Below are 21,479 nucleotides of genomic sequence, written 5' to 3' on the forward strand. Positions count from 1 at the left end.
TCGCCGGCGGGCCGAGCGATCGGGGTCCAGGCGAAAGCGAGGGCGCTGCCGATGATGCCGAGCAGCAGGCCGAGGAAGAAGCCGCCGAGGTTGAGCCCCATCAGCGAGTAGACCGTGGTGACCATCGCGACGATCGAGTAGAACAGCCGCTGCCCCGGGCTGAACCAGAGCAGCAGCCCGCAGCTGAGCAGGATGACCGGGATCAACAGCGAGTAGAGGCCGGTGGATCCGCTGTGAAAGCTCAAGCCGTTGAGGGTCATCCGGGTGGAGGCGAACATCTCCAGCCCGGCCAGCGCGGTGAGCAGGCCGCCCCAGAACGGCCGGGTCCGCCGCCAGCTGTGGAAGCCCCGCCACACCCCGCCGGCACCACCGGCGCGGACGTGTTGCGGATCGGCGTTCGTCACGTACTCCTCCTGGCGGAGCGAAAAGCGAGGGACGGGAACGGGCCTGCGGCAGTCGCCCGCCGCAGGCCTGCGGTTCCGCTCAGAAGCATTCCTTGCCCTTGGCCGCGTCACCGACGTTGACCTTGAGTCGGAGGCCCACCAGGTTGAAGGTGGAGGCGGTGGTGTAGCGGGAGACCTGTTCGAGGTTGGTGATGGTGACCTTCTCGGCGTTCTGCCCGAACGAGCCGGCGCGCGCCGTCGGGTTGAGGTCGGACGCGTCCCGGCCGATCTTGATGTCGCCGAAGGTCGCGTTGCCGTCCAGGCTGTCCATCGCGATCAGCAGGTCCTGGGCCTTGGCCGGGTCCTTGCCGTCACCGGCGTTGATGGTGAGCACCACCGGCATCCCCGGCAGGTCGGCACGGACCGACTGGCAGAGCTTGTAGAGGTCGGCGCTGGTGATCTCGGCGAGGGCGATCGGGTGGACGGTGCCGTCCTTCTCCCGGACGATGCCGCCGTACTGCTTGAAGCCGTCACCCTCCAGCCGGTCGGCGCTGATCTTGAACGTCTGGCCGGACACGGTGATGTCGGACGCGATCGCTCCGGTCGACATGCCGAACAGGATGGCGCCGGCCGCTGCGGTCGCGGGCACCATCATCGCGGCGAAGCGCCGCCACCTGGTACGTCCCGGGTTGTCGATCTGCACAGATTCCTCCTCGGTGGGGCTGGCGCTCATCGGGGTGGCTGGTCGACCGGTCGCGCCCCGGGGAGGCTGAGGCGACTGTTACCAGCGGGTAACGAACGCGCGTCTGATGGTGCACCGCCAGAGGCGTGCGTCACAAGGGGCGATCCTACTCACAGGTAACTCTGGCATCGGCATGCCGCCCGCGCATTCACCGTCGGTGCGAGAACACGCCGGCCGACAGCGGAGAGAAACCCGCGAATCGGGCGTGAGCAGCCGAGGTCCGTCACCGTGCGCGTTCAAACCATCGACCCATTACGATTCAATAACGGGCGCTAAGCGTGACGGCATGACAGCGGGGGCGGGCCGACCGGTGGTCGACCCGCCCCCGCGTGCCCCGCGTCAGCGCTTCTCGGCCTCGTCGTCCACGGCCGAACGCTGGACCGGCACCGTCGGCTCCTCGTCGGTGCGCCAGTTCGTCGACGCCGGCGGGATCTCGTCGCTCAACGGACCACCCTGCCGATCGGCCTCGACCTGCTCGTCAGTCGCCGGGTCCGCGCCCCCGACCGGCTCCTCGACGCGGGTCGGGGCGTCTGCCCGGTGCCGCGCCTCGCCGGCCGCGGCTGCCGCTGCGCCACGGCTCAGCAGCACGCCGCCGACCAGCAGCGCCAGGCCCAGCACGGCCAGCCCGACCGGGACGTAGACGCTCAGCAGCCGGAGGCTGTCCCGGCTGTCCTTGGCCCGGTCCGCCGACGCGGTGATGGTCGCCTCGTTGTACGCGAAGTCCGCGTCCAGCAGCGTGGTCGGCGCGCCCACGTTCGGGGTCAGCACCTTCTTCTGCACCTCGCGCACCTTGATGAACGACCCGGTCACCGGGTCCACCCAGACCGTCCGCTTGTTGCTGTAGACGACCTTGCCATCGGTGGCGCCCGGCGCGAACGTGGCCAGCAGAGGGGTGAGCCGGTCCGAGCCGAGGTTCAGCGGCTCGTCCGTGATCACCTGCTCGAACCGGTAGGTCTCGATGCCCTTGATGTTCTCCGTACCGGCGAACTTCGCGTCCCGGACGCCCCGCAGGTCACGGTCGAAGATCTGGTAGTCCTTCTTCTCCGTGTGGAACGGGAACTTGTAGATCTGGCCGGCGTACTTGATCCCCTTGTCCTGCTCGCCGGTGTCGTCGAGCCACTGGCCGTCCCACTCCAGCGCCGCGCCGGAGACCCGGTCCAGAGCCAGCTCGGCGCCGTACGCGCTGACCAGCTGCTTGTTGTCGACCCGTTCCACGGTCTGACCGACCCGCCACACCACGGCCTTGCCGTCGAGGTCTCCGGTCAGGTTCGCCGTCTCCTTGGGGAGCTGGGTGACCAGGACGGTGGACCTGAGGTTACCGTCGTTGATCTTGATGGACCCGTCGTTGATCTGGAGGAACTTCGCGTTGCTGGCCTCCGCAACGGAAGTCGAGGAATCCAGATCGTAGGGGAGCTTGGCCAGCGCAGGGGTCACGACGAACACCAACCCGGCGGCCAGCGCCAGGAGCAGTACGCCAACCCCGAACAGCACGGCACCGAGGGCGCGGTGCTTCATTTTTCCTCCCTGGAGGAGCTCAATTTCGTCGATATCGATCAGCGAGATGGCCGCGAGGTTACTACTTGGTCACATCGCGCCGCGACCCCCGGTCAGCCCCACTTTTCCTGCCGCAGCCGGTGAATCCCCGGTACCTACGGATGCCTGCCCGAGCCCGTCCGGCCGCTCACCGGCACGCCGGAGCACGAGCAGGAAGTTCCACGAGCCGATCTCGCGGGCCCCGGGGACCCGCACGATCCAGCGCCCCCACCAGGGGTGATAGCGGGGCAGGGCGTCGAGGACCTCGACCTCGCCGTTCCCCCGGGTCCAGCTCAGCGCGTCGGAGATGGAGACGGGGAAGAGGGTTTCCCGGAAGCGGTTCTTCGGCGGGCGACCCATCCGCCGCTCATAGCGCCGCCGGGCCCGGTCCCCGCCCAGGTAGTGCCAGGGTGCGGTCTCATGCCCGCCCCAGGGGGACAGCCACGGGGTGAACGAGACGAAGAGGATGCCGCCCGGCCGGGTCACCCGGGCCATCTCGTCCAGCATCCGGTGCGGCTCGGAGACGTGTTCCAGCACGTTCGACGAGAAGCAGACGTCGACGCTGCCGGTGCGCACCGGCAGCGCGGTGCCACTGCCGCGCAGCATGCCGGCGGCGGAACCGGCCGCGGAGAAGTCGCCGACGTCCGGGTCGAGGCCGACATAGTGCGCGCCGGCCGCGCGGAAGGCCTGTGCGAAGTAGCCCGGGCCACCGCCCACGTCGAGCACCGTCCGCCCGGTCAGCGAGGTGTAGCCGGAGACCTGCCGCACCGAGTCGTCGGCCAGCAGGCCGTAGAAGTGGTCGGGGTCGGTCTGCTCGACCAGGAACGCCCGGAACAGGGCCACCGAACGGCCCAGGGTGGCGAACCGGCGGCGGGCCGCCCGTTCCTGCTCAGCCGTCATCGCACTACCGTCCCGTCCTCGTCCTCGCCGGCGACCGGCGGATCGCCGATCCCCGGGGCTGTCAGGCGTACCGCCGCAGCATCTCCGACCGGCCCGCCGGTGTCCTCCGGGGGCGGGCCGGCGTCCGGGGTCGACGGCGCGCCGGGGACCGGCACCACCGCCGCCACCACCGCGCCGATCGCCACGAGCATCGCCGCCTGCACCCACGTGCCGTACGCCCACTCCTGGCCGTGGCCCCGGAGCCGGCCCGCCACCGCGGTGACCGTGGCCAGACTCAGGCCGCCGAAGACCACCAACGGCAGCGCGCGGCGGGCGAACTGACGCAGCAGCATCGCGGCGAGCACGATCGCCACCGGCAGCACCCCGCCCAGCGCGGCGAGCAGCACCACCAGCAACGTGCCGATCAGCCAGGGAGCGCCCTCGACCGCAACCTGCGCCCCGCCCGCGGTCCTTCGGCGTACCGGCCAGGCGGCCAGCAGCGCCACAACGAGCACGGTCAGCGCGCCGGCGGCCAGCCCGCCACGGTAGGCGCGGTCCGGGGCGAAACTCAGGCGCACCTCGCCGCCGGCACCCGCCGGCAGCAGCCACGCCTGCTGCCACCCGTCGACCCGGCTGGCCGGGAGGGTCCGTCCGTCCATCGTGGCCGTCCAGCCGGCGTTCGCGTTCTCCGGTACGACCAGCAGCGCGCCCTCCCCGGCCCCCACCCTCACCCGGCGGTCGGCCGGCGCCCACTCCAGCACCGAGACGTCCCGGTGCCGGGGTGCGGCGGCCGCGGCCCCGGCCGGGCGCAGCGTGACGTCCTGCGCCACGAAGCCGGGCGACGGTGAGGTGGCCAGGCGGTGCGCGCCGGCCGGCAGGTCCACCACCGCGCCCGTCTCCCCGCACAGGGTCACCGCCATCGGCGTGCCGGCCACGGCGTCGCGCAGGGTGCCGGCGACCGCCGTGTCGTACCGGAAGCCGTCGAGTTCGACGGCGGGGCCGGCACCGCACGGGGCGGCGATCCGGGTGTCCGCGGGCAGCGGCCGCAGCAGGCCGTGCAGGGCCGGGACCTCGACCTCGGCGATGCCGACGGTCGCGGTCCAGCCGTTGCCGCGCCGGTCCGCCACCCGGTCGACGGCCTCCCGCACGCTGATCTCGAGCCGGTCGGTGCGCACCGCGGCCAGGCGGACCAGACCGTCGGCGCCGACCGGCACCAGTTGGACCCGGCCGCCCGCGCGCACCTCGACCCGCTGGGGCAGGGAGCCCACGGGCAGGTCTGCCGCGCGCAGCCGCAACTGGTCGATCCGGCGCTTCCCGTGCCAGCCCAAGATGATCGTCGGACGCAGGTCACCGGTGTCGGCGAGCCAGGCGGTGCCGGGATCACCGTCGACGGCCGCCCACGGCGCCACCGACGCGTCCCCGGCCAGGTACGACGAGGCGTCCGCGGTGACCGGCGCCCCGGCGAGGGCCAGCACGCCCCCGGGGCGGGCCACGGCGGTGACCGTCAACCGGTACGAGCCCGGCGCCGCGCTGCGGAACAGCCGGTCCACGCCGAGCGGCTCCTCGCCGACCCGAGCCAGGAAGCGGTCGCACCGGATCACACTGCCCGCCGCCCGGATCCCCGGGCCGGCCGTGACGGAGCCGGAACCCGTGGTCGGGACGGCGTCAGAGCCGGGGGCGGCGGACGGGACGGCGTCGGAGCCGGGGGCGGTCGCCGGGAAGCACGCGGGGCGGCTGGCCGAACCCCGACTGAACGACCAGGAGACGGGGCCGGTGCGGGCGGGCAGGTCGTTGGGGACGCGCAGGGCCCGGTGGGGCGTGGTGCCCGGAACCGAAAGCTCCCGGATGCCCACCCCGCCGTCGAGCCGGCCGCCGGCCACCGCGAGCACGGTGACCCGGATCGTGCTGGTGACCCCCGGCAGGGTGTAGTACGCCTGGGCGCCCAGCCCGGCGGCGACGTCGTGGTCGACCGAACCCCGGTCGGTGCTGATCCGGAACCGGGTGACCGGCCAACCGACCCCGAGGTCGTCGACGAAGGACAGCGAGACCTGACCCACCTGGCGCGGGGTGTCCAGGTCCAGCTGGAGCCACTGCCCCACCGGCCCGGTGAGCGGCGCGGAGTGCCAGGAGGTGCCGGCGTCGCCGTCCACGGCGGCGAACGGCAGGTGCGACGGGTCGGCAGCGGCCAGGTTGTCCACGAAACTGGCCGCCGTGGAGGCGGTCACGTCGCGGATTCCCTGGTAAGTCGCGACCGTCTGGTGTTTCTGGCCGGGGAACGGCAGCAGGTCGAGGGCGACCCGCCCCTGCCGTCCCGCCTCCGTCGCGGTCAGCGTCTGGCTGAGGTTGTCCCGGACCCGGCCGATGTCCCGTTCCCGCCGGCGCAGCCCGTCGGTGACGATCCACCTCCCGTCGGCCGCCTCGGACCCGCTGTCGGCCCGGTCGCCGGCGAGCACCACCGGCTGGTCCTGTCGGACCATGCCCTGTTCGAGCAGGGGCAGCAACGACTCCGGGCCGCCGCTGACCGTGGGCACGTCGGCGGTGAGCACCGCGGAGGCCGCCGGCACGGATCGCTGGACCTCGTACACCTCGATCGCCGGCAACGAGCCGGCGCCGTCGTCCACCGGGCTGCCGGGCGTCCGGTCGACCGCGCCGGTCGTGCCGAAGGTGGCAACCCGCGCGATCCCGGGCGACCCGTTCAGCGCCCGGCGCAGCACCGCCACCGGCGGGGCGTCCACCTGGGTCCGGTCGATGTCGTTACGCAGCAGCAGGTGGCGGAAGCCCGAGCGGGCCAGGAAGTCGGCCAGGCCGGCCGACCCCCGCCCGCCGGACAGCACCGTTTCGACGGTGTCCATCATCCGGGTGTTGCCGGCCGAGCCGAGCGGGATCTGGTGCCGCACCGCCCAGGGCGCTCCGGCCAACGACTGCAACGGTTCGTCGACCGTCCGTCCCCAGTCATACTGGCCGAAGCCGGAGCCGGGTACCACCAGAGTGCGGGCCAGGGCGTCCCGGTCGGCAAGCCAGGTGGCGGCGGCCCGCCAGTGCGGCGGCAGGTCCGACCAGCCGGGGCCCGGGCGCAACAGCCCCGTCCAGGCCGGCGCGGCCGCCCCGACCACCAGCAGGAACACCGGTACGAACACCAACGGGCGGAGCCGCAGCCCGGGGCGGCGCCCGCGGGCCGCGGTGTGCAGCCGGGTAGCCCAGGCATCCACCCCGTGGGCGAAGCCGAGCATCAGCGGCAGCCGTAGCACCGGCTCCAGCTTGTGCACGTTGCGGAACGGCGCCAGTGGGCCGTCGAGCAGATCCCGGACCTGCTCGGAGAGCGGGCTGTCCAGGCTGCCGACGTAACCCATGGTGAGCAGGGTCAACCCGGCCAGGAAGCCGAGCACCAGGAAACGGCGCTCGGGCAGCAGGTTGCCCGCCAGCCCGGCCAGGCCGACCAGCGCCACCACCGCGGTCAGCGCCATCAGCACCGGGTGGTCGATCAGCAGCCAGCCCGCCGGCCACCAGGGGTCGCCCTGGACGATGTACGCCACCCACTGGTTGGTGCCGCGTACGGCCTGGAAGAGCGAGGCGACGGCGGTGGTCGTGGTGGACGACTCGATGTAGTCGAGGAACGGCAGGCTGTACTGGCCGAGCAGCAGCAGCGGCACGATCCACCAGAGGCAGACCCCGACGACGCAGAGGCACCACCAGCCGACCAGCCGCAGGTGGACGGCGTCCCACCGCCGGCTGAGCAGCCACACCCCGGGCAGCACCAGGGCAAGCAGCACCACGGCCGCGTTGATCCCCCCCATGCCGAGCACGGCCAGCGCGGACAGCGCGGCGGCCCGGCGCGGCGAGCCGATCCGGTGCACCCGGACCAGCGGCAGCAGCACCCACGGCAGTAGGGCGGCGGAGAGGACCTCCGAGGAGAGCGCGCCGATCTCGGTGAGCATCCGGGGCGCGAGCGCGTAGCCGAGCGCGGCCGCGTACCGGGTGGGTTCGGTGCCGATCCGCATCGCCCGAGCCAGCAGCAGCAAGCCGTAGAAGGCGGCGCAGAAGAGCAGCGCGCACCAGAGCCGCTGGGTGATCCACGGCGGTACGCCGAGCAGCTGCCCCACCGCGAAGAACGGTCCCATCGGGAAGAGATAGCCGTACGCCTGGTTCTGCAGCTCGCCGGAGGTGGCCTCCGGGTTCCACAGGTGCAGCGCCCGGGCCAGGAAGTGCACGGGGTTCGCCGCCAGGTCGAGCTTGGTGTCGAAGGTGACCTGGCCGGGCCGCTGGGCGAACGACACGGCGGTGAGCAGCAGCAGGCAGAGCGCGGTGGCCGGGGCCTCGCGAACCGGCCGCAGCACCCGCGCCACGACACGCGACGGCGTCGTGGTCACCGCCGGCACTCCGGCGGCAGGCAGCTCAGCGCGGCCAGCGCGGAGAAGAAGATCTGCCGCATGCCCTTCGGCTGGTCGGTGCGGAACACCTGACCGCCGGTCAGCTTCGCGATCTCGTTCAGCTCCTCGGGGTCGACGTCCCGACCGAGGCCGACGAAGAGGATCGGCAGCGGCCGACGCGGGTCCTGGAGGGCCTTGAGCTCGGCGAGGAACTTCGTCCGTCCGATGCTCTCGGCGTCCTCGTTCCGGCCGTCGGTCATCACCAGCACCAGGTTGATCCGGCCCGGGGTCCAGTGCCGCCGGGCGTCCCGGTACGCGGCCAGCGTGGTGTCGTACAGGCCGGTGCCGCCGTTCGGCTTGACCTTCACCTCGGCCAGCCGCCGGTCCAGCTCGGCCCGCTGGGCGCGCAGCGGCCGGACCGGCAGGATCTCCCGGTAGTCCCGATCCCCGTCGACCTTGGTGGCGAAGACCCAGACGCCCAGCTCGCTGTTGTCCAGCAGCAGCCCGGCCCCCTCCCGTGCGGCGGCGAGGGTGACGTCGAGCCGGGTGCCACCGCCGGGCACCCGGACGGCCATCGAACCGGAAATGTCCAGGACCGTGAGGATCCGGGCGCTGCGCTGCACGCCGCTCCACCCGGTCAGCATCTCGGTGACGGTCGCCTCGGTGGGCAGCGGAACCGGGTTGCGGTGGTCCGGGCTGAGCCGACCGTCACGTGGTATCGCCGGTGGGTAACCGGCGGCGGTGCGGAAGCCGTACCCGGTCAGCACGTCCCGGGACGCGGTGCTGAGGAGGTCGCTGAGGAAGCCGGCCGCCGAGTCGCGGACCGCGTCGGGGGTGCCGGGCAGCACCACGTACGGCAGGTCCAGATCGGGGACGGGGACTTCGGGGTACGCCGCGACCAGCTTGCCCGCGCCGGCCAGCGCGTTGTGTTCGAGCACCGCCTGCTCGGTGGTGGCGACCGCGTCCGAGCGGCCGGGCAGCCCGGCGTCCGGGGGCAGCGAGGTCGTGCTGTCGACGGGGCTGAAGGTCCGGCCGGCCAGTTTGCGCAGCGTCGCCGCCACCGCGCCGCCCGGGTCGCGCTCCCCGGCGGCCAGCGCCCGGACACCGAGCAGCGCCCCGACCCCGGCCGGATCGACGGCCGGATCGGGCAGCCCCACCTTCGTCGCGTCCGCATTCGGGCCGACCAGCGGCCGCCAGGTCAGCGGCCGGGCCGGCCAGCCGGACCTGCGGGCCACCGGCTCGGTGACCGCCAGCACCACCGGAGTCCTTGCCACCGAGGTGCCCTGCCCGGGCACCTCGAAGGCCCCGGCGGAGCGGGCCCGGCGCAGCCAGAACGTGGACTCCGGCAGCCAGGCGTCCGCCACGTCGGCACCGTTGGCCAGCTCGGCGGCGACCTCGTCGGACTCCCGGGCCTGCACCACCAGTGCCACGCACGGCTGCCGGCCGACGGTGGCCCGGGCGATCCGGTCCACCGCCGGAGCGACCACCGGGGCGGCGGCCACCCGTAGGCGGACCCGCTGGAGGCAGTCCGGTGTGCTGCGCTCGTCGCGCAGCCAGACGAATCCGCCCCAGCCGATCAGCAGCAGCGCGAGGGCCGCGCTGAGCAGCACCACCGGGGAACGACGGGCGAGGATCCGCGCCGGGACGTCGGGCACCACGACCGGCCACCTCCTCGCCATTTCGCCAAGCCGGCAGGCGCCGGCCGCAGGCCACGGGTATCGCGGAACGGCCTGACCGGTCTCGCCACCGGCGGCGCAACGGTTCCGCGCTGACACACCCTGCCAAGCTTTCGGGTCCCCGGCAAACCCCCGGTCGACGACCTGTTATCCGATCGTCGCTGCCGACACGACCCATTGCGTACGCCTGTCCCGCCGCCCTAGGGTGGCGCGATCGTGCCGCTTACTGATCGGTAGGAGCAGCGTGGACAGGTCCGGCAGCACCACCGCGCGCCACGTGCTGTTCCTCAACTGGCGCGACACGAGCAACCCCGAGGGCGGTGGCTCCGAGGTCTACATCGAGCGGATCGCCGCCGAACTGGTCGCCGCCGGTCACCGGGTGACCCTGCTCTGCGCCGCCCACGAACGGGGCGCGGCGGAGGAGACCAACGCCGACGGCACGCGGGTGCTGCGCCGCGGCTCCCGGCACACCGTCTACGCCCGCGCGGCGCTCACCTACCTCGCCGGCCGGTTCGGCCTGGGCCCGCTGGCCCGGCGTCGCCTCGGCCGGCCGGACCTGGTCGTCGACGTGTGCAACGGGGTGCCCTTCTTCGCCCCGCTGTACGCCGGTCGCCCGGTGCTCGCCCTGGTGCACCACGTGCACCGGGAGCAGTGGCCGGTGGTCTTCGGGCCGGTCATGTGCCGGCTCGGCTGGTGGATCGAGTCCCGGCTGGCGGTCCGGCTGTACCGGCGTTGCCGCTACGTCACGGTCTCCGAGGCGAGCCGGGCCGAGCTGGCCGAGCTGGGCGTGGACCGCGAGCGGATCGACGTGGTGCCCAACGGCACCCCGCCCGTGACCGGCGCCCCGCTGCCCCGGACGACCCACCCGTCGCTGCTGGTGCTGGGGCGGCTGGTTCCACACAAGCGGGTGGAGATCGCCCTGCGTACGGTGGCCGAGCTGAGCGGGGAGCTACCGGACCTGGAGCTGGTGGTGGCCGGGCAGGGCTGGTGGGAGCAGCCGCTGCGGGAGCTCAGCGACTCACTCGGCATCGCCGACCGGGTGCGGTTCACCGGCTTCATCAGTGAGGAGGAGAAGCACGAACTGCTCTCCTCCTGCTGGCTGGCCCTGACCCCGTCACTCAAGGAGGGCTGGGGGCTGACCATCGTCGAGGCCGCCGCCCGGAGCACCCCGACGATCGCGTTCCGCTACGCGGGCGGCGTCGCCGAGGCGATGGTCGACACGGAGACCGGGCTGCTGGTGGACGACGAGCGGGAGTTCACCGAGCGGGTCCGGGAACTGCTCGCCGACGACGTGCGGCGCAAGGTGATGGGCGAGGCGGCGCTGGCGCACGCGGGCCGGTTCACCTGGGCGGCGACCGGTGCCCGCTTCGCGCAACTGGTCGCCGGGCTCACCGCCGCTCGTTAGGCGGACACGCGACCGGGGCGCCCGCAACGGCGGACGCCCCGGTCGGCGCTGGTCAGCGGGTGCCGTACAGGCTGGTCTCGGAGCTCTGCTCACTCACCGTGCTGGTCTTGGCGACCTCGTTGGCGGACGGGCTGAGCGCATTCGCCAGACCGACGCTGCCGAGCATGCCGAGCACGACCCCCAGTACCCCGACGGCGACGAACGCGGGCAGGTTCCTCATCCACCTTCTCCTTCCGCGGGACTCGCGTGTCGGGACGCTACCACGCGTCGGAGCCCCCGCGCAGCGCCCGAAAAACCGATGGTCAACACCACCGTTCCGGCCAGAACGTGGGCCAGTCCGACCAGGCCGGGACCGTTCGTCTTCGCCGCAGCCGTCCAGTCCGGGTTCTCGTAGAGGGCCAACTCGGGTCCGGCATGCGCCAGACGCAGCCCGACCAGCGACGACGCCGGCACCGGCGGCCCGAACGCCCGCTGCACGAGCACCCAACGCACGCCCGTCTCGGCCAGCGGACGGCCGGCGGTGAGCAATGCCCGGACCCGGGCGGCCCGGGGATCCTCCCCGCCCACGGCAAGGTCGCCGACGCGCAGGGTGTCGTCGATCAGCACCGGCGTCGACAGGTACCGGGGCGCCGGGTCGATCACCACCTGCCCAGGGTTCCAGGCGTACCGCTGGTACTCCTGGAACGGCAGGGAGAGCACCTCACCGGGGCCGTCGGCCACCTGTCGGGCCACCCCCGCCCAGTCGGCGGGATAGTCGACGGGCCGCAGCCGGCCGATCGCCCCGAAGGCCAGGTCGGGCAGGACGGCCACCGGCAGCAGCGCGGCGCCGACCAGCAACACCCGCCCGACGGTCGCGTCGAACCGGGTGGCGAGCCGGTCGGCCAGCCGTTCCGCGCCGAGCGCCCCGGCCACGGCGAGCGCCAGCGCGTACGGCACCAGCAGCTTCTGCCCGTCGCGGATCAGCCCGGCGCCAGGGACCGTGTCGACCAGCCGACTGAGCAGGACAGCCCCACCGGGGAGCACGCCGAGCGCCGCGACCAGCCACGACCCGACCGCCAGCAGGCCGAGCCGGCCGACCGCGCCGGACGGCCACCGCCGGCGCAGCAACGGCACGCCGTACCCGGCGAGGAGCAGCAGCAGCGCGGTGGCCAGCGGCACCACCCCGGCCTGCCGGGACATCGGGACGGTCAGCCCGTTCCAGATTCCGCCGGTGCCGGCGAGCGCGACCAGCGGCCCGGCCCAGTTCTCGGCGCGGGCCGCGAAGGCTGCCACGCCGGCGGGATCGGAACGGCCACCGGTGGCGCTGCCCGCGCCGGCCACCAGCCAGGGCGCGTTGAGCAGGACCGCTGCCGCCAGCGCCGTGCCCGCCCGACGACCGGCGCCGGGGTACCGGCCGGGCAGCAGCACCGCCACCGCCACCAGGGTGAGCATGCCGCCGGTCGGCGTGATCGCGGCGACCGCGGCCGCGAGGAGCAGCCGGGGCAGCGCCCCGGGCCGGCCCGCACGCACGTCGAGCGCCGCCACCACCAGCCAGGGCAGCATCGCGTACGCCAGCAGCAGGCCCCACTGCCCGATAAGCAGCCGCTCGGCGAGGTACGGCGTCCAGGCGTATCCGAGCGCGGCCACCACCCGCACGGCGGTCCGGTCGGTCGGCACCAGCCGTGCGGCGCCGAGCGCGGCCAGCCAGATGATCGCCACCAGCACCAGCCGTTGCAGCAGCCAGCCCGGCACCACCTGGGTGGCGAGCGCGACCACGGCGTCCTGCGGCACGGCCCGGGGCAGCGCCGAGGCCGGGGCGATCACATCCCAGCTCAACGCCTGGCGGGGCACGAAAACCATGTCGTAGCGGAGCACGTACCCGGGTAGCGCCAGCGGCGCCAGCACCACCGCCGTCACGGCGGCGGCCACGCCGTGCGGCACCAGCCGTTCGCGCATCCGTCGACCTCACCCTGCCCGCCCGGCGCGGCCCGCGCCGCCCTGGTCCGGCGGCCACTGTACGCGGCGTCCGCCGGGTTCCGACGGCCCCTGAACCACCCGTTGACCTGATGGGACGCCCGGTGGCCGGTGTGGCAGTCTTCCCGCCATGGCATCGACCGGCACGCCCGCCACCCTCGACGGCCCCGGCCTCCTCGGCGGCTGGACGCGCATTCATCCCGTCCGAGCGGCGGCGGCGGCGATGATCCTGGTCAGCCTGGTCTGGCGGGCGCAGCTCGCGTCTCGCGGCTACCTCGCGGTCGACGACTACGTGCTGATCGCCCGGGCCGGGGAGTCCGACCTGACGCCGGGCTTCCTGCTCACCCTCTACAACAACCATTTCATGCCGGGGGCGCTGCTGATCACCTGGCTGGTGACCCGGGCGGCCGGCCTCGCCTACTGGCCGTACGTCCTGCTGCTCACCGCCGCCCAGGCGGTGCTGGCGGTGAGCTTCGCCCGGCTGCTCCGCACCCTGGTACGCCCCGGCTGGGCGCTGCTGGTGCCGCTGGCGGTGTTCCTGTTCAGCCCGCTCACCCTGGAGGCGACCTCCTGGTGGGCGGTCGGCGTGAACATGCTGCCGATGCAGGTCGCCATGGTGCTCGCGATCGGCGCCCAGGTCCGGTACGTGCGCACCGGCCGGAAGCGGCACCTGGCGACCCTCGCCCTGGCGGTGTTGTTCGGGCTGGTCTTCTTCGAGAAGGCACTGCTGGTGGTGCCGCTGGTCTTCCTGCTGACCGCGTTCCTCTTCGCCGGCGGTCCGCCCGTCCGGGCTGTGCTGTCCACCATTCGTCGGTACTGGCCGTCATGGCTGGTCCTGACCGCCATCTCGCTCGCCTTCCTGGCGCTCTACGGCTCCCGGGCGGAGTCGTCGCTGCGCCGGCCGGACTCGCTCGGAGAGGTGCTGTCGTTCCTCTGGCAGTTGCTCGGCTCCACCGTGGTACCGGGTCTGCTCGGTGGGCCGTGGCGCTGGCTGCCGGCCGGTGACGGAGCCCCGGTGACCGCCCCGCCGGAGCTGGGCCGGTGGATCGCCTGGGCGGCATTCCTGGTGCTGGTGGTGCTGACCGTACGGCTGCGCCGGGTCGCCGGCCGGGCCTGGCTGCTGCTCGCCGCGTACCTGACCCTGGTGACCGCCCTGCTGGCCGCCACCCGGCTGGGCTCGATCTACAGCGACGTCGCCGGTGCCGTCCCCCGGTACGTCAGCGATGTCGTGGTGGTGGCCGCCCTCTGCATCGGCGTCGCCCTGCTCGGTCTCCGGCCCGCGCCGGACCACGCCGTCCCGGCCGTCCCGGCTCCGACGGACCGGGACGGCGACCCCGACCCGGCCACGGGCGACGAGCGAGCCGACGCCGAGTCGGGTCAGACCGACGACCCCTCGGCGCAGGTGACGGCCGCCGACGAGCGCGGCGACCCGGTGCCGGTGCCCGCCGAGGCCGAACCCCGGGTCGCCGTGCCGGCCACCGCCTTCAGCGGCCACGGCGTCCTCCACGCCGAGTACGACAACGACGATCTTCCGCCCCTGGACCGTCCGTCCGCGGTGCGACCGTTCGACGCGCCACCGCGGCGCGCGGACGCCGTCACCGGGTCGTCGCCGTCGACGGCCACCCCGCCGCTCCCGCCCAGCCCGGCACCGGACCGCCCGGTCCCGGTGGACGGGCGCACCGCCGCGCCGCTCAGCCCGCCGGACCAGCTCACCGCGACACCGGAACAGCCGCCGCTCACCGGTGGGCGCGACCCCGACGACCCGCCGCTCCCGGCGGTGCTGGTGCGTCATCGGGAGGCGGTCTCGGCCGGTCTGGCCCTCGCCCTGGTCGCCGCGGGTCTCGGCACCGCCTGGACGACGGCCCGTTTCGGTGACGAGTGGGCGGTCAAGAGTGGGCGCACCTACCTCGGCACGGTGCAGGCCGAACTGGCGGCGGCCCCACCCGGCACGGTCTTCTTCGACCAGCCGGTGCCGGGTGACGTGGTGCCGGTGCTCTCCGCGCCGTACAACCGGCAGTCGACGGTCTTCCACGCCCTGCCGGAGCGGCCGGTCTTCGTCACCGAGGCGGAGAACCCGTCGCTGTTCGACAGCACCGGCCGGATCACCCCGGTGAAGGTCGACGGCCCGACCGCCCAGCCCGGCCCGGAGCAGGCGTGCGGCTGGAAGGTGACCGGCGGCGGGACGGCACGGCTGCCACTCACCGGGCCGCGCGACGACTGGTTCTGGGTGGTCCGGATCGGCTACCTCAGCTCTGGCGAGACCACGGGCACCTTCCGACTCGGCGGGAAGGAGAAGCGGTTCCCGGTGAAGACGGGGCTGCACCAGATCTTCTTCGAGTTCACCGGCGGCGGGGACACCGTAGAGCTGAGCGTCGACGACCCGGAGGTGACGCTCTGCACCAACGAGGTCGCAATCGGCACCCCGACCCCACAGCAGTGACGCGGCGACGGGGGCCGTCGGTCACTCCGGCCGGAACAGCACCGAATTGACGTACCGCGGACGAGGCCAGAGCACCCGGCGGGCGAAGCTCTGCCCGACCCGGACGATCGCCTCACGCTGGTGCCGGCCGAGGTCGAAGTCCGCCAGCGGCACCCAGCTGCGCCCCGGCAGCACGTACCCCCGGTAACCCCAGCCGCTGAGCAGCTCCAGCAGCGGCTCGACCGGCTGGATCCGCTCCTCCACCTCGATGAGCAACGCCGGGCGGTCGCGGCGGATCGTCTGGGCCGCACCGCGCAGCGCGGGCAGCTCGTGCCCCTCGATGTCGAGCTTGACGAATCGCACGTCGGTCAGGTCGAGCGAGTCCAAGGTGATCCGGCGTACCTCGACGACGTGGCCCTGCCCCGGCTGCTCCAGAGAGGAGGTGCCCACGATCGCACCGCCCTCGGGCAGGTGGAGCGAGGCCGTACCGGCGTGGTCGGAAACGGCGGCCTCGACCACCTCGACGGTGGGGAACCTGTCCCGTAGCTGGCGGGCCAGTGGAGGCGTGGGCTCGACCGAGACGACCCGGTCGGCGCGGCGCAGCAGGCGGGCGGTCCACGGGCCGTACCAGGCGCCGACGTCGACCGCCGTGCCACCACGCGGCACGAAGTCGGCCAGCCGGGCCAGCTCCGGCTCCACCCGGGGATAGACCAGCCGGATCCCGTTCGCCACCCACCGCTCCGGGAGCCTGGCGGCCAGGCCGGAGGTCGCTGCCGGGGCCACGTTCGTCGACGTCAGGGGCAGCACACTAGACCCTTCCCGGCGGCGGGGGCAGGGGTCGCGGGTACGGGGCTTACGGGCCCGCCGACAGACCGGTACCGTCTCTCCGGTCGGGCTGCGGTTCCGGCCGGTTGTCGGCCGCGGTCTTCACAGCAGGCGGGCCACTCGAGGCGGCATGACACAGACCATCGGCAGGGACGCCGGCGTGGGCCGGCTCGGGATCGCCGGCGCCGCCGTCACGGTCGCCACCATGCTGACCAACGCGCTCGCCTACCTGGTGCCGGTGCTCGGCGCCCACCGGCTCGACCCGGCCGACCTGGGGGCGCTGGCGACCGTGCTCGCGTTGGGCGCGATCGCGGCCGTACCGGGATTCGGCCTGCAGATCGCCGTCGCGGTGCACCGGGCGCGGAGCGGACCCACCCGCACCAGCCGGTTGGCGCTGCTCACCGCCGCCGCCACCGCGGCGGTCACGGTGGTCGCGGCGCCGGTGCTGACCGTGCTGCTGCGGCTGCCGGTGGCACTGACCCTGCTGCTCGCGGCAACCACCTTCGCCACCGTGCTGGCCGGCCGGTGGCTCGGCGAACTCCAGGGTGACCAGCGCTTCCTCCGGCTCTCCGCGGCGATGGCGGTGCTCGCCCTGGGCCGGTACGGCGGCCTGGTCATCGGGCTGGCGCTGGGCGGGGACGCGATCACCGCGCTGGCGCTCACCGCGGTCACCGGCCTCCTCGCGCTGCCGCTGCTGGCCCGCCTCGCCGCCGGCGACCGGCCGACGCCCGACGCCGAGCCGGGGCAGCGCGACCTGCGCCCCGGGGACGTGATGACCGCGTGCGGCGCCACGCTGGCAACGCTCACCATCTCGTACGCCGACCTGATCCTGGCCCGCCAACTGCTGCCGGCGGCCGGCTCCGGGGCGTACGCGGTCGGCGCGGTGCTGACCAAGGGCGCGCTCTGGGCGCCGCAGGTGGTGACGCTGCTGGTGCTGCCCCGGCTGGCCCGGGGCGACCGGCGGGCCCGGGCGCTGGGCCTGGCGGTCATCCTCGCCTGCGGGTCGGTGCTGGTGGCCGCCGCGGCGTTCGGCGGGGAGTTGGCGTTCCGGCTGGCCGGCGGTGCCAACTACCTGCACCTGGCCGGCGAGGCCCCGCTCTTCGCCGCCACCGGCGCCCTGTACGCGGTCGTCTTCATGCTGGTCAACGACCGGGTGGCCAGCGGCGTCCGGTTCCCGGCGGCGCCGCTCTGGGCGGCCACCGTGGGGCTGGCCGGGGCGGCCCTGCTGGTCGCCCCGCGTACGGTCGAGGGGGTCCTCGGCTGCGCGCTGGCCACCGCCGCGCTGACCGCCGCCCTGATGACCTGGCTGGCCCTCCGGCCGCGGCGCTGACCGTGCCGGTCCCGGTGCTCAGTCGGCGGCGGCCAGCCAGCTGTGCAGCAGGTGGTGGTCGATCGAGTCGATCCGGCCCAGCGGTCGCCCCGCCGCCGCCCGCTCGCGCAGCTCGGCCCGGCTGAACCAGCGCGCCTCCACCAGCTCCTCGCCGTCCACCCGCACCTCGGTCGACGCCGCCGTCGCGCGGAAGCCGACCATCAGGCCGGCCGGGAACGGCCAGGCCTGCGACCCCTGGTACGCCACGTCGACCACGGTCACGCCGGCCTCCTCGGCCAACTCCCGGCGCACCGCGTCCTCCAGGCTCTCGCCGACCTCCACGAAGCCCGCCAGGGTGGACCAGGAGTCCTCCGCCGCGCCCCGGTGCCGGGCCAGCAGGCAGCGCTCCGGCTCACCGGGCGCCTCGACCAGCACGATGACCGCCGGCTCGATCCGGGGGAAGAGCAGCCGCCCGCAGCCGGGGCCGGCGCAGGACCGGGTGTGGCCGCCGTCGCCGGCCACCGTCGCCGCCCCGCACCCGCCACAGAACCGCTGGCCGCGGTGCCAGTGCAGCAACCCCTTGGCGTACGCCTGGACGGCTGCCTCGGCCGCCCCCAGCCCGCCCACGAGGACCCGGACGTCCACCGCCTCGGCCGCGCCGGCCAGCTCGCACGCCTCGGCGTCGCCCAGACCGGAGAGGTCCACGGCGAACACCGCCCGACCGGCGTCCAGGCCGAGGAACACCGTCTCGTCGGCGGCGGCGCGGAGCCCGGCCGCCTCGGCCGCGGAGCGGCGTACCGGCGCCCGGTCGACCGAGACCAGGCAGCGGTCCCGCCACAGCGGCAGCAGCACGCTCTCCGGATCGCTCAGCCGCGCGGCGATCCACCCCGGGTCGGCGCGCAGCGCCGCAGCCCGGTCCAACCAGCCACCGCCGTACGCCAGGGTCCGTTCATCCGTCCGCACCCGGCCACCGTCCCACGATCCGGACCGGCTCGGGAGCCCGCCGGGGGTGATGACGACGACACCCGGGGGACGGCGGACGTGCGGCCCGGCCGACGGCCGGGGCGGAGACTCCCGGCTCGCTCAAGCGTTGGTTACCGTAGGTGTCTCCCGTGGGGGAAGCGGTCCCCGCGTGGTACTTCCGATCGAGGTTGCTGTGACGCTCTACGGCGAAAAAGTGCCGTCCGCCGACGACCGGCCCACCGTGAAGGTGACAGCGGTGAGCTGGCCGGACGTCGAGCCGGAACCGGTCGCCGCCCCCAACGCCGGCGGGCCCGGGAAGCCGGGGCGGTCCCGGCGCGGGCGGCTGCTGCTAGCCGGCGGGATCGTCGCCGCGGTGCTGGCCGCCGGCACCGGTCTCGGCACCTACGCGTACGCCGGCGACGTGCCCCGGGGCACCACGGTCCTCGGCGCCGAGCTGGGCGGGCGGAGCCGGGCCGAGGCGGCGCAGGCGCTGCACGCCGAGCTGGCGCGCCGGTCGGCGGCCCTGAACGCCCCGATCACCGTCACCGTGGGCGAGAAGAGCGCCGAGCTGAAGCCGGCCGACGTCGGGCTCGCCGTCGACGTGGACGCCACCGTGGCGGCGGCGGCCGCCGCCGAGGCGCACCCGGTGAGCCGCCTCGTCGGCTCCCGCACGGTCGAGCCGGTCGTGACGGTCGACACCGCCCGGCTGGAGGCGGCGCTGCGCAAGGCCATGGGTGACCAGGGCCGCGAGATGACCATGCCGGCCATCATCTACACCGGCACCACCCCCAAGCCGGTCTACCCGAAGCCGGCGCTGACCGTCGACGCGACCGGCGCCGCCCACGCGGTGAAGGCCGGCTGGCTGGCCGGCGCGCCGGTGGCCGTGCCGCTGGTCGAGAAGTGGCCGGCGAGCACGCGCGAGGAGGTCGACCGGCTCGTCGCCGAGCTGGCCCGGCCGGCCGTCGCGGCTCCCGTCACGCTCACCACCGACGGCGGCTCGGTCACCATCCCGCCCGCCGCCATCGCCCGGGGGCTGCGCTTCTCCGCCGACGACGCGGGCCGGCTCACCCCGCGTATCGACGTCAAGCGGCTGCGGACCGCGCTCGGCGACCAGCTGGCGAAGCTCGAGATCGCGCCGAAGGACGCCGGGCTGACCATCAGCGGCGGCAAGCCGAAGGTGGTGCCGGGCCGGGCCGGCCGGCAGGTCGACGCGACGGCGCTCGGCCGCGACCTGCTCGCCGTCCTGCCGAAGGCGGACGGCCGCACGGTGACCGCCGAGCTGAAGCCGGCCGAGCCCGAGCTGACCGAGGCCAAGCTCGCCGAGCTGGGCATCAAGGAGCGGGTCTCCACCTTCACCACCCGGTTCCCCGGCGGTCTCTCCTCGCCGCGCAGCCAGAACATCGTCCAGGCCGCCAAGGACGTGGACGGCGCCATCGTGCGGCCGGGGGAGACCTTCTCGCTCAACGGCCACACCGGCGAGCGCGGCTACGACCAGGGCTACAAGGACGCGCCGACCATCGTGAACGGCAAGCTGGTGCCGGGCGTGGGCGGTGGCGTCTCCCAGTTCACCACCACGCTCTTCAACGCCAGCTACTACGCCGGGCTGGAGGACGTCGAGCACAAGCCGCACTCGTTCTACTTCAGCCGCTACCCCGCGGTCATCGAGTCGACCATCTACTGGCCGCAGCTGGACTTCAAGTTCCGCAACAACACCCCGTACGGCGTACTGATCGACACGTCCTACACGGCCAGCACGATCACCGTGTCGATGTGGAGCACCAAGATCTACGACAGCGTCAAGACCGAGTACGGCCCGCGCCGGAACATCACCCAGCCGAAGACGGTCTACCTCGATCCCGGCCCGGACTGCATCTCCGCCGCGGGCAGCGTCGGCTTCGCCCAGGACGCCTACCGGGTCATCAAGAAGGACGGCAAGGTGGTGAAGCGGGAGAAGTTCAGCTGGCGCTACGACCCCGAGCCGCGCTTCATCTGCGCCAAGCCGCCCGCCTGACGTCCGTCGAGCGCACGCACGGAGAAGCCCCACCGGCCACGTCGCCGGCGGGGCTTCTCCCTGTCGTACGCCCTCAGGGCCGCGCTTCGGCCAGCCCCTGCCGTACGCCGTCCGCGTCGCGGTCGGTGCCGTAGACCGGGGTGTCCGGCTGCTGCCGCCAGCTCTCGTCGAGCGTGCCACCGTCCACCGGGTCGAAGCCCAGCTCGTCCACCAGCTCCATGAGCACCCGCTTCGCGTCGGCGTCGTCCCCGGCCACCGGGAGCGCGATCCGGCCCGCCGTGCCCGCCGGCTTGCCGGCGTCCATGAGGTGCGGGGCCTGGATGTTGTTGAAGACCTTCACGACCCGGGCGCCCTTGAGGTGGTCCGCCGTCCAGCGGCTGGAGCTGAGGCTGCGGTCGAGCAGCTCGGGGATGTCGCCGTCCCGCTGGGGGTAGTAGTTGTCCGCGTCGACGACCAGCTTGCCGTCGAAGAGCGCCGCCGGCAGGTCCGGCACCGCCTTGACCGGGATGGCGATGACGACCAGCTCCGCGTCCTGGACGGCTTCCTCCAGGGTGCCGGCCGTCGCGCCGGTCTCCGTGGCCAGGTCGGTAAGGCTCTGCGGTCCCCGCGAGTTGGCCACCGTGACGTCGTGGCCCAGCGTGCGCAGCCGACGGGTGAGGGTGCTGCCAATGTGCCCCGACCCGATGATTCCGATCTTCATGACCTCTCCTGCCTCCGCCAGCGCCTGGCGGTCAGTTCCGGCCGAACCATCAGCAGGTACCCCGACCGGTCCGCTCCGATCGTGGGAGGACGCGTACAGCACGTCACGTTTTCCGCCGGCCTGACGGGGCAGGCGCGGGCGGTCCCGCACCGACGGTACGAGACGCGGCAGGGTGCCCGGGGGGATTCACCGAAGCGGGCCACAAACGCAGTCAGGGCCACCCCGAAGGGTGGCCCTGACTGGAAGATTGTCCGGCGGTGTCCTACTCTCCCACACCCTCCCGAGTGCAGTACCATCGGCGCTGGAGGGCTTAG

15 protein-coding genes are annotated in these 21,479 nt (G+C 73.9%); 4 read left to right on the forward strand and 11 right to left on the reverse strand.

The window, feature by feature from the left end:
- The 6 genes from B0E53_RS15935 to B0E53_RS15960 form a co-directional block, all read right to left on the reverse strand.
- Positions 1–404 (reverse strand): DUF6114 domain-containing protein (locus B0E53_RS15935; protein ID WP_246835430.1); only part of this gene is annotated, 404 nt, incomplete at its 3' end.
- A gap of 79 nt (positions 405–483) precedes the next feature.
- The gene (locus B0E53_RS15940) at positions 484–1,116 is read right to left on the reverse strand and encodes a DUF6230 family protein (RefSeq protein WP_107076794.1); all 633 of its coding nucleotides are present in this window, start codon (positions 1,114–1,116) and stop codon (positions 484–486) included.
- Positions 1,117–1,464: 348 nt separating this feature from the next.
- The gene (locus B0E53_RS15945) at positions 1,465–2,640 is read right to left on the reverse strand and encodes a DUF3068 domain-containing protein (protein WP_107076795.1); all 1,176 of its coding nucleotides are present in this window, start codon (positions 2,638–2,640) and stop codon (positions 1,465–1,467) included.
- Between the two features lie 69 nt (positions 2,641–2,709).
- Positions 2,710–3,558, reverse strand: a complete 849-nt coding sequence (locus B0E53_RS15950; protein WP_107076796.1) for a class I SAM-dependent methyltransferase — start codon at positions 3,556–3,558, stop codon at positions 2,710–2,712.
- On the reverse strand, positions 3,555–7,904 hold the full coding sequence (locus B0E53_RS15955; protein ID WP_246835431.1) for an alpha-(1->3)-arabinofuranosyltransferase: 4,350 nt from the start codon (positions 7,902–7,904) through the stop codon (positions 3,555–3,557). The genes B0E53_RS15950 and B0E53_RS15955 overlap by 4 nt, the downstream gene beginning before the upstream one ends.
- Complete coding sequence (locus tag B0E53_RS15960) at positions 7,901–9,562, reverse strand: substrate-binding and VWA domain-containing protein (protein WP_168215333.1); 1,662 nt, start codon at positions 9,560–9,562, stop codon at positions 7,901–7,903. The genes B0E53_RS15955 and B0E53_RS15960 overlap by 4 nt, the downstream gene beginning before the upstream one ends.
- A gap of 262 nt (positions 9,563–9,824) precedes the next feature.
- Between B0E53_RS15960 and B0E53_RS15965 the strand changes: the two genes are divergently transcribed.
- On the forward strand, positions 9,825–10,985 hold the full coding sequence (locus B0E53_RS15965; RefSeq protein WP_107076798.1) for a glycosyltransferase family 4 protein: 1,161 nt from the start codon (positions 9,825–9,827) through the stop codon (positions 10,983–10,985).
- Positions 10,986–11,037: 52 nt separating this feature from the next.
- Here B0E53_RS15965 and B0E53_RS37585 read toward each other — a convergent pair whose 3' ends face one another.
- Both B0E53_RS37585 and B0E53_RS15970 read right to left on the reverse strand, forming a co-directional pair.
- On the reverse strand, positions 11,038–11,205 hold the full coding sequence (locus B0E53_RS37585; protein ID WP_168215334.1) for a hypothetical protein: 168 nt from the start codon (positions 11,203–11,205) through the stop codon (positions 11,038–11,040).
- The gene (locus B0E53_RS15970; protein ID WP_107076799.1) at positions 11,202–12,920 is read right to left on the reverse strand and encodes a hypothetical protein; all 1,719 of its coding nucleotides are present in this window, start codon (positions 12,918–12,920) and stop codon (positions 11,202–11,204) included. Before B0E53_RS15970 ends, B0E53_RS37585 begins: the two co-directional genes overlap by 4 nt.
- Positions 12,921–13,068: 148 nt before the next feature.
- Between B0E53_RS15970 and B0E53_RS15975 the strand changes: the two genes are divergently transcribed.
- Positions 13,069–15,378: a hypothetical protein gene (locus B0E53_RS15975; RefSeq protein WP_107076800.1), complete on the forward strand. Its 2,310-nt coding sequence runs from the start codon at positions 13,069–13,071 to the stop codon at positions 15,376–15,378.
- Between the two features lie 21 nt (positions 15,379–15,399).
- Here B0E53_RS15975 and B0E53_RS15980 read toward each other — a convergent pair whose 3' ends face one another.
- A complete protein-coding gene (locus B0E53_RS15980; RefSeq protein WP_210406080.1) occupies positions 15,400–16,164 on the reverse strand; it encodes an FkbM family methyltransferase in 765 nt (254 codons plus the stop codon).
- Between the two features lie 148 nt (positions 16,165–16,312).
- On the opposite strand from B0E53_RS15980, the gene B0E53_RS15985 reads away from it, so the two are divergent.
- On the forward strand, positions 16,313–17,512 hold the full coding sequence (locus B0E53_RS15985; RefSeq protein ID WP_210406081.1) for a polysaccharide biosynthesis protein: 1,200 nt from the start codon (positions 16,313–16,315) through the stop codon (positions 17,510–17,512).
- Positions 17,513–17,530: 18 nt separating this feature from the next.
- On the opposite strand, the gene nudC is transcribed toward B0E53_RS15985, so the two are convergent.
- The gene (nudC, locus tag B0E53_RS15990) at positions 17,531–18,454 is read right to left on the reverse strand and encodes an NAD(+) diphosphatase (protein ID WP_107076801.1); all 924 of its coding nucleotides are present in this window, start codon (positions 18,452–18,454) and stop codon (positions 17,531–17,533) included.
- Between the two features lie 193 nt (positions 18,455–18,647).
- Here nudC and B0E53_RS15995 point away from each other — a divergent pair, with 193 nt between their 5' ends.
- Positions 18,648–20,465 carry a VanW family protein gene (locus B0E53_RS15995; protein WP_107076802.1) on the forward strand — a complete coding sequence of 606 codons (1,818 nt, stop codon included), beginning with the start codon at positions 18,648–18,650 and terminating at the stop codon, positions 20,463–20,465.
- Positions 20,466–20,538: 73 nt separating this feature from the next.
- Here the strand turns inward: B0E53_RS15995 and B0E53_RS16000 are convergent, their stop codons facing one another.
- Positions 20,539–21,165, reverse strand: coding sequence for an NADPH-dependent F420 reductase (locus tag B0E53_RS16000; RefSeq protein ID WP_107076803.1), 627 nt, complete (start codon positions 21,163–21,165; stop codon positions 20,539–20,541).
- Between the last annotated feature and the right edge of the window lie 314 nt (positions 21,166–21,479).

It is taken from the genome of Micromonospora sp. MH33 (genome assembly GCF_003013775.1).
GTDB classification, from domain to species: Bacteria; Actinomycetota; Actinomycetes; order Mycobacteriales; family Micromonosporaceae; genus Micromonospora; species Micromonospora fulviviridis.

Coding starts and splice junctions, on each gene's coding strand:
- B0E53_RS15970 (WP_107076799.1), bottom strand. CDS start 12,920: ATGCGCGAACGGCTGGTGCCGCACGGCGTGGCCGCCGCCGTGACGGCG.
- B0E53_RS15940 (WP_107076794.1), bottom strand. CDS start 1,116: ATGAGCGCCAGCCCCACCGAGGAGGAATCTGTGCAGATCGACAACCCG.
- B0E53_RS15945 (WP_107076795.1), bottom strand. CDS start 2,640: ATGAAGCACCGCGCCCTCGGTGCCGTGCTGTTCGGGGTTGGCGTACTG.
- B0E53_RS15975 (WP_107076800.1), top strand. CDS start 13,069: ATGGCATCGACCGGCACGCCCGCCACCCTCGACGGCCCCGGCCTCCTC.
- B0E53_RS37585 (WP_168215334.1), bottom strand. CDS start 11,205: ATGAGGAACCTGCCCGCGTTCGTCGCCGTCGGGGTACTGGGGGTCGTG.
- B0E53_RS16000 (WP_107076803.1), bottom strand. CDS start 21,165: ATGAAGATCGGAATCATCGGGTCGGGGCACATTGGCAGCACCCTCACC.
- B0E53_RS15985 (WP_210406081.1), top strand. CDS start 16,313: ATGACACAGACCATCGGCAGGGACGCCGGCGTGGGCCGGCTCGGGATC.
- B0E53_RS15950 (WP_107076796.1), bottom strand. CDS start 3,558: ATGACGGCTGAGCAGGAACGGGCGGCCCGCCGCCGGTTCGCCACCCTG.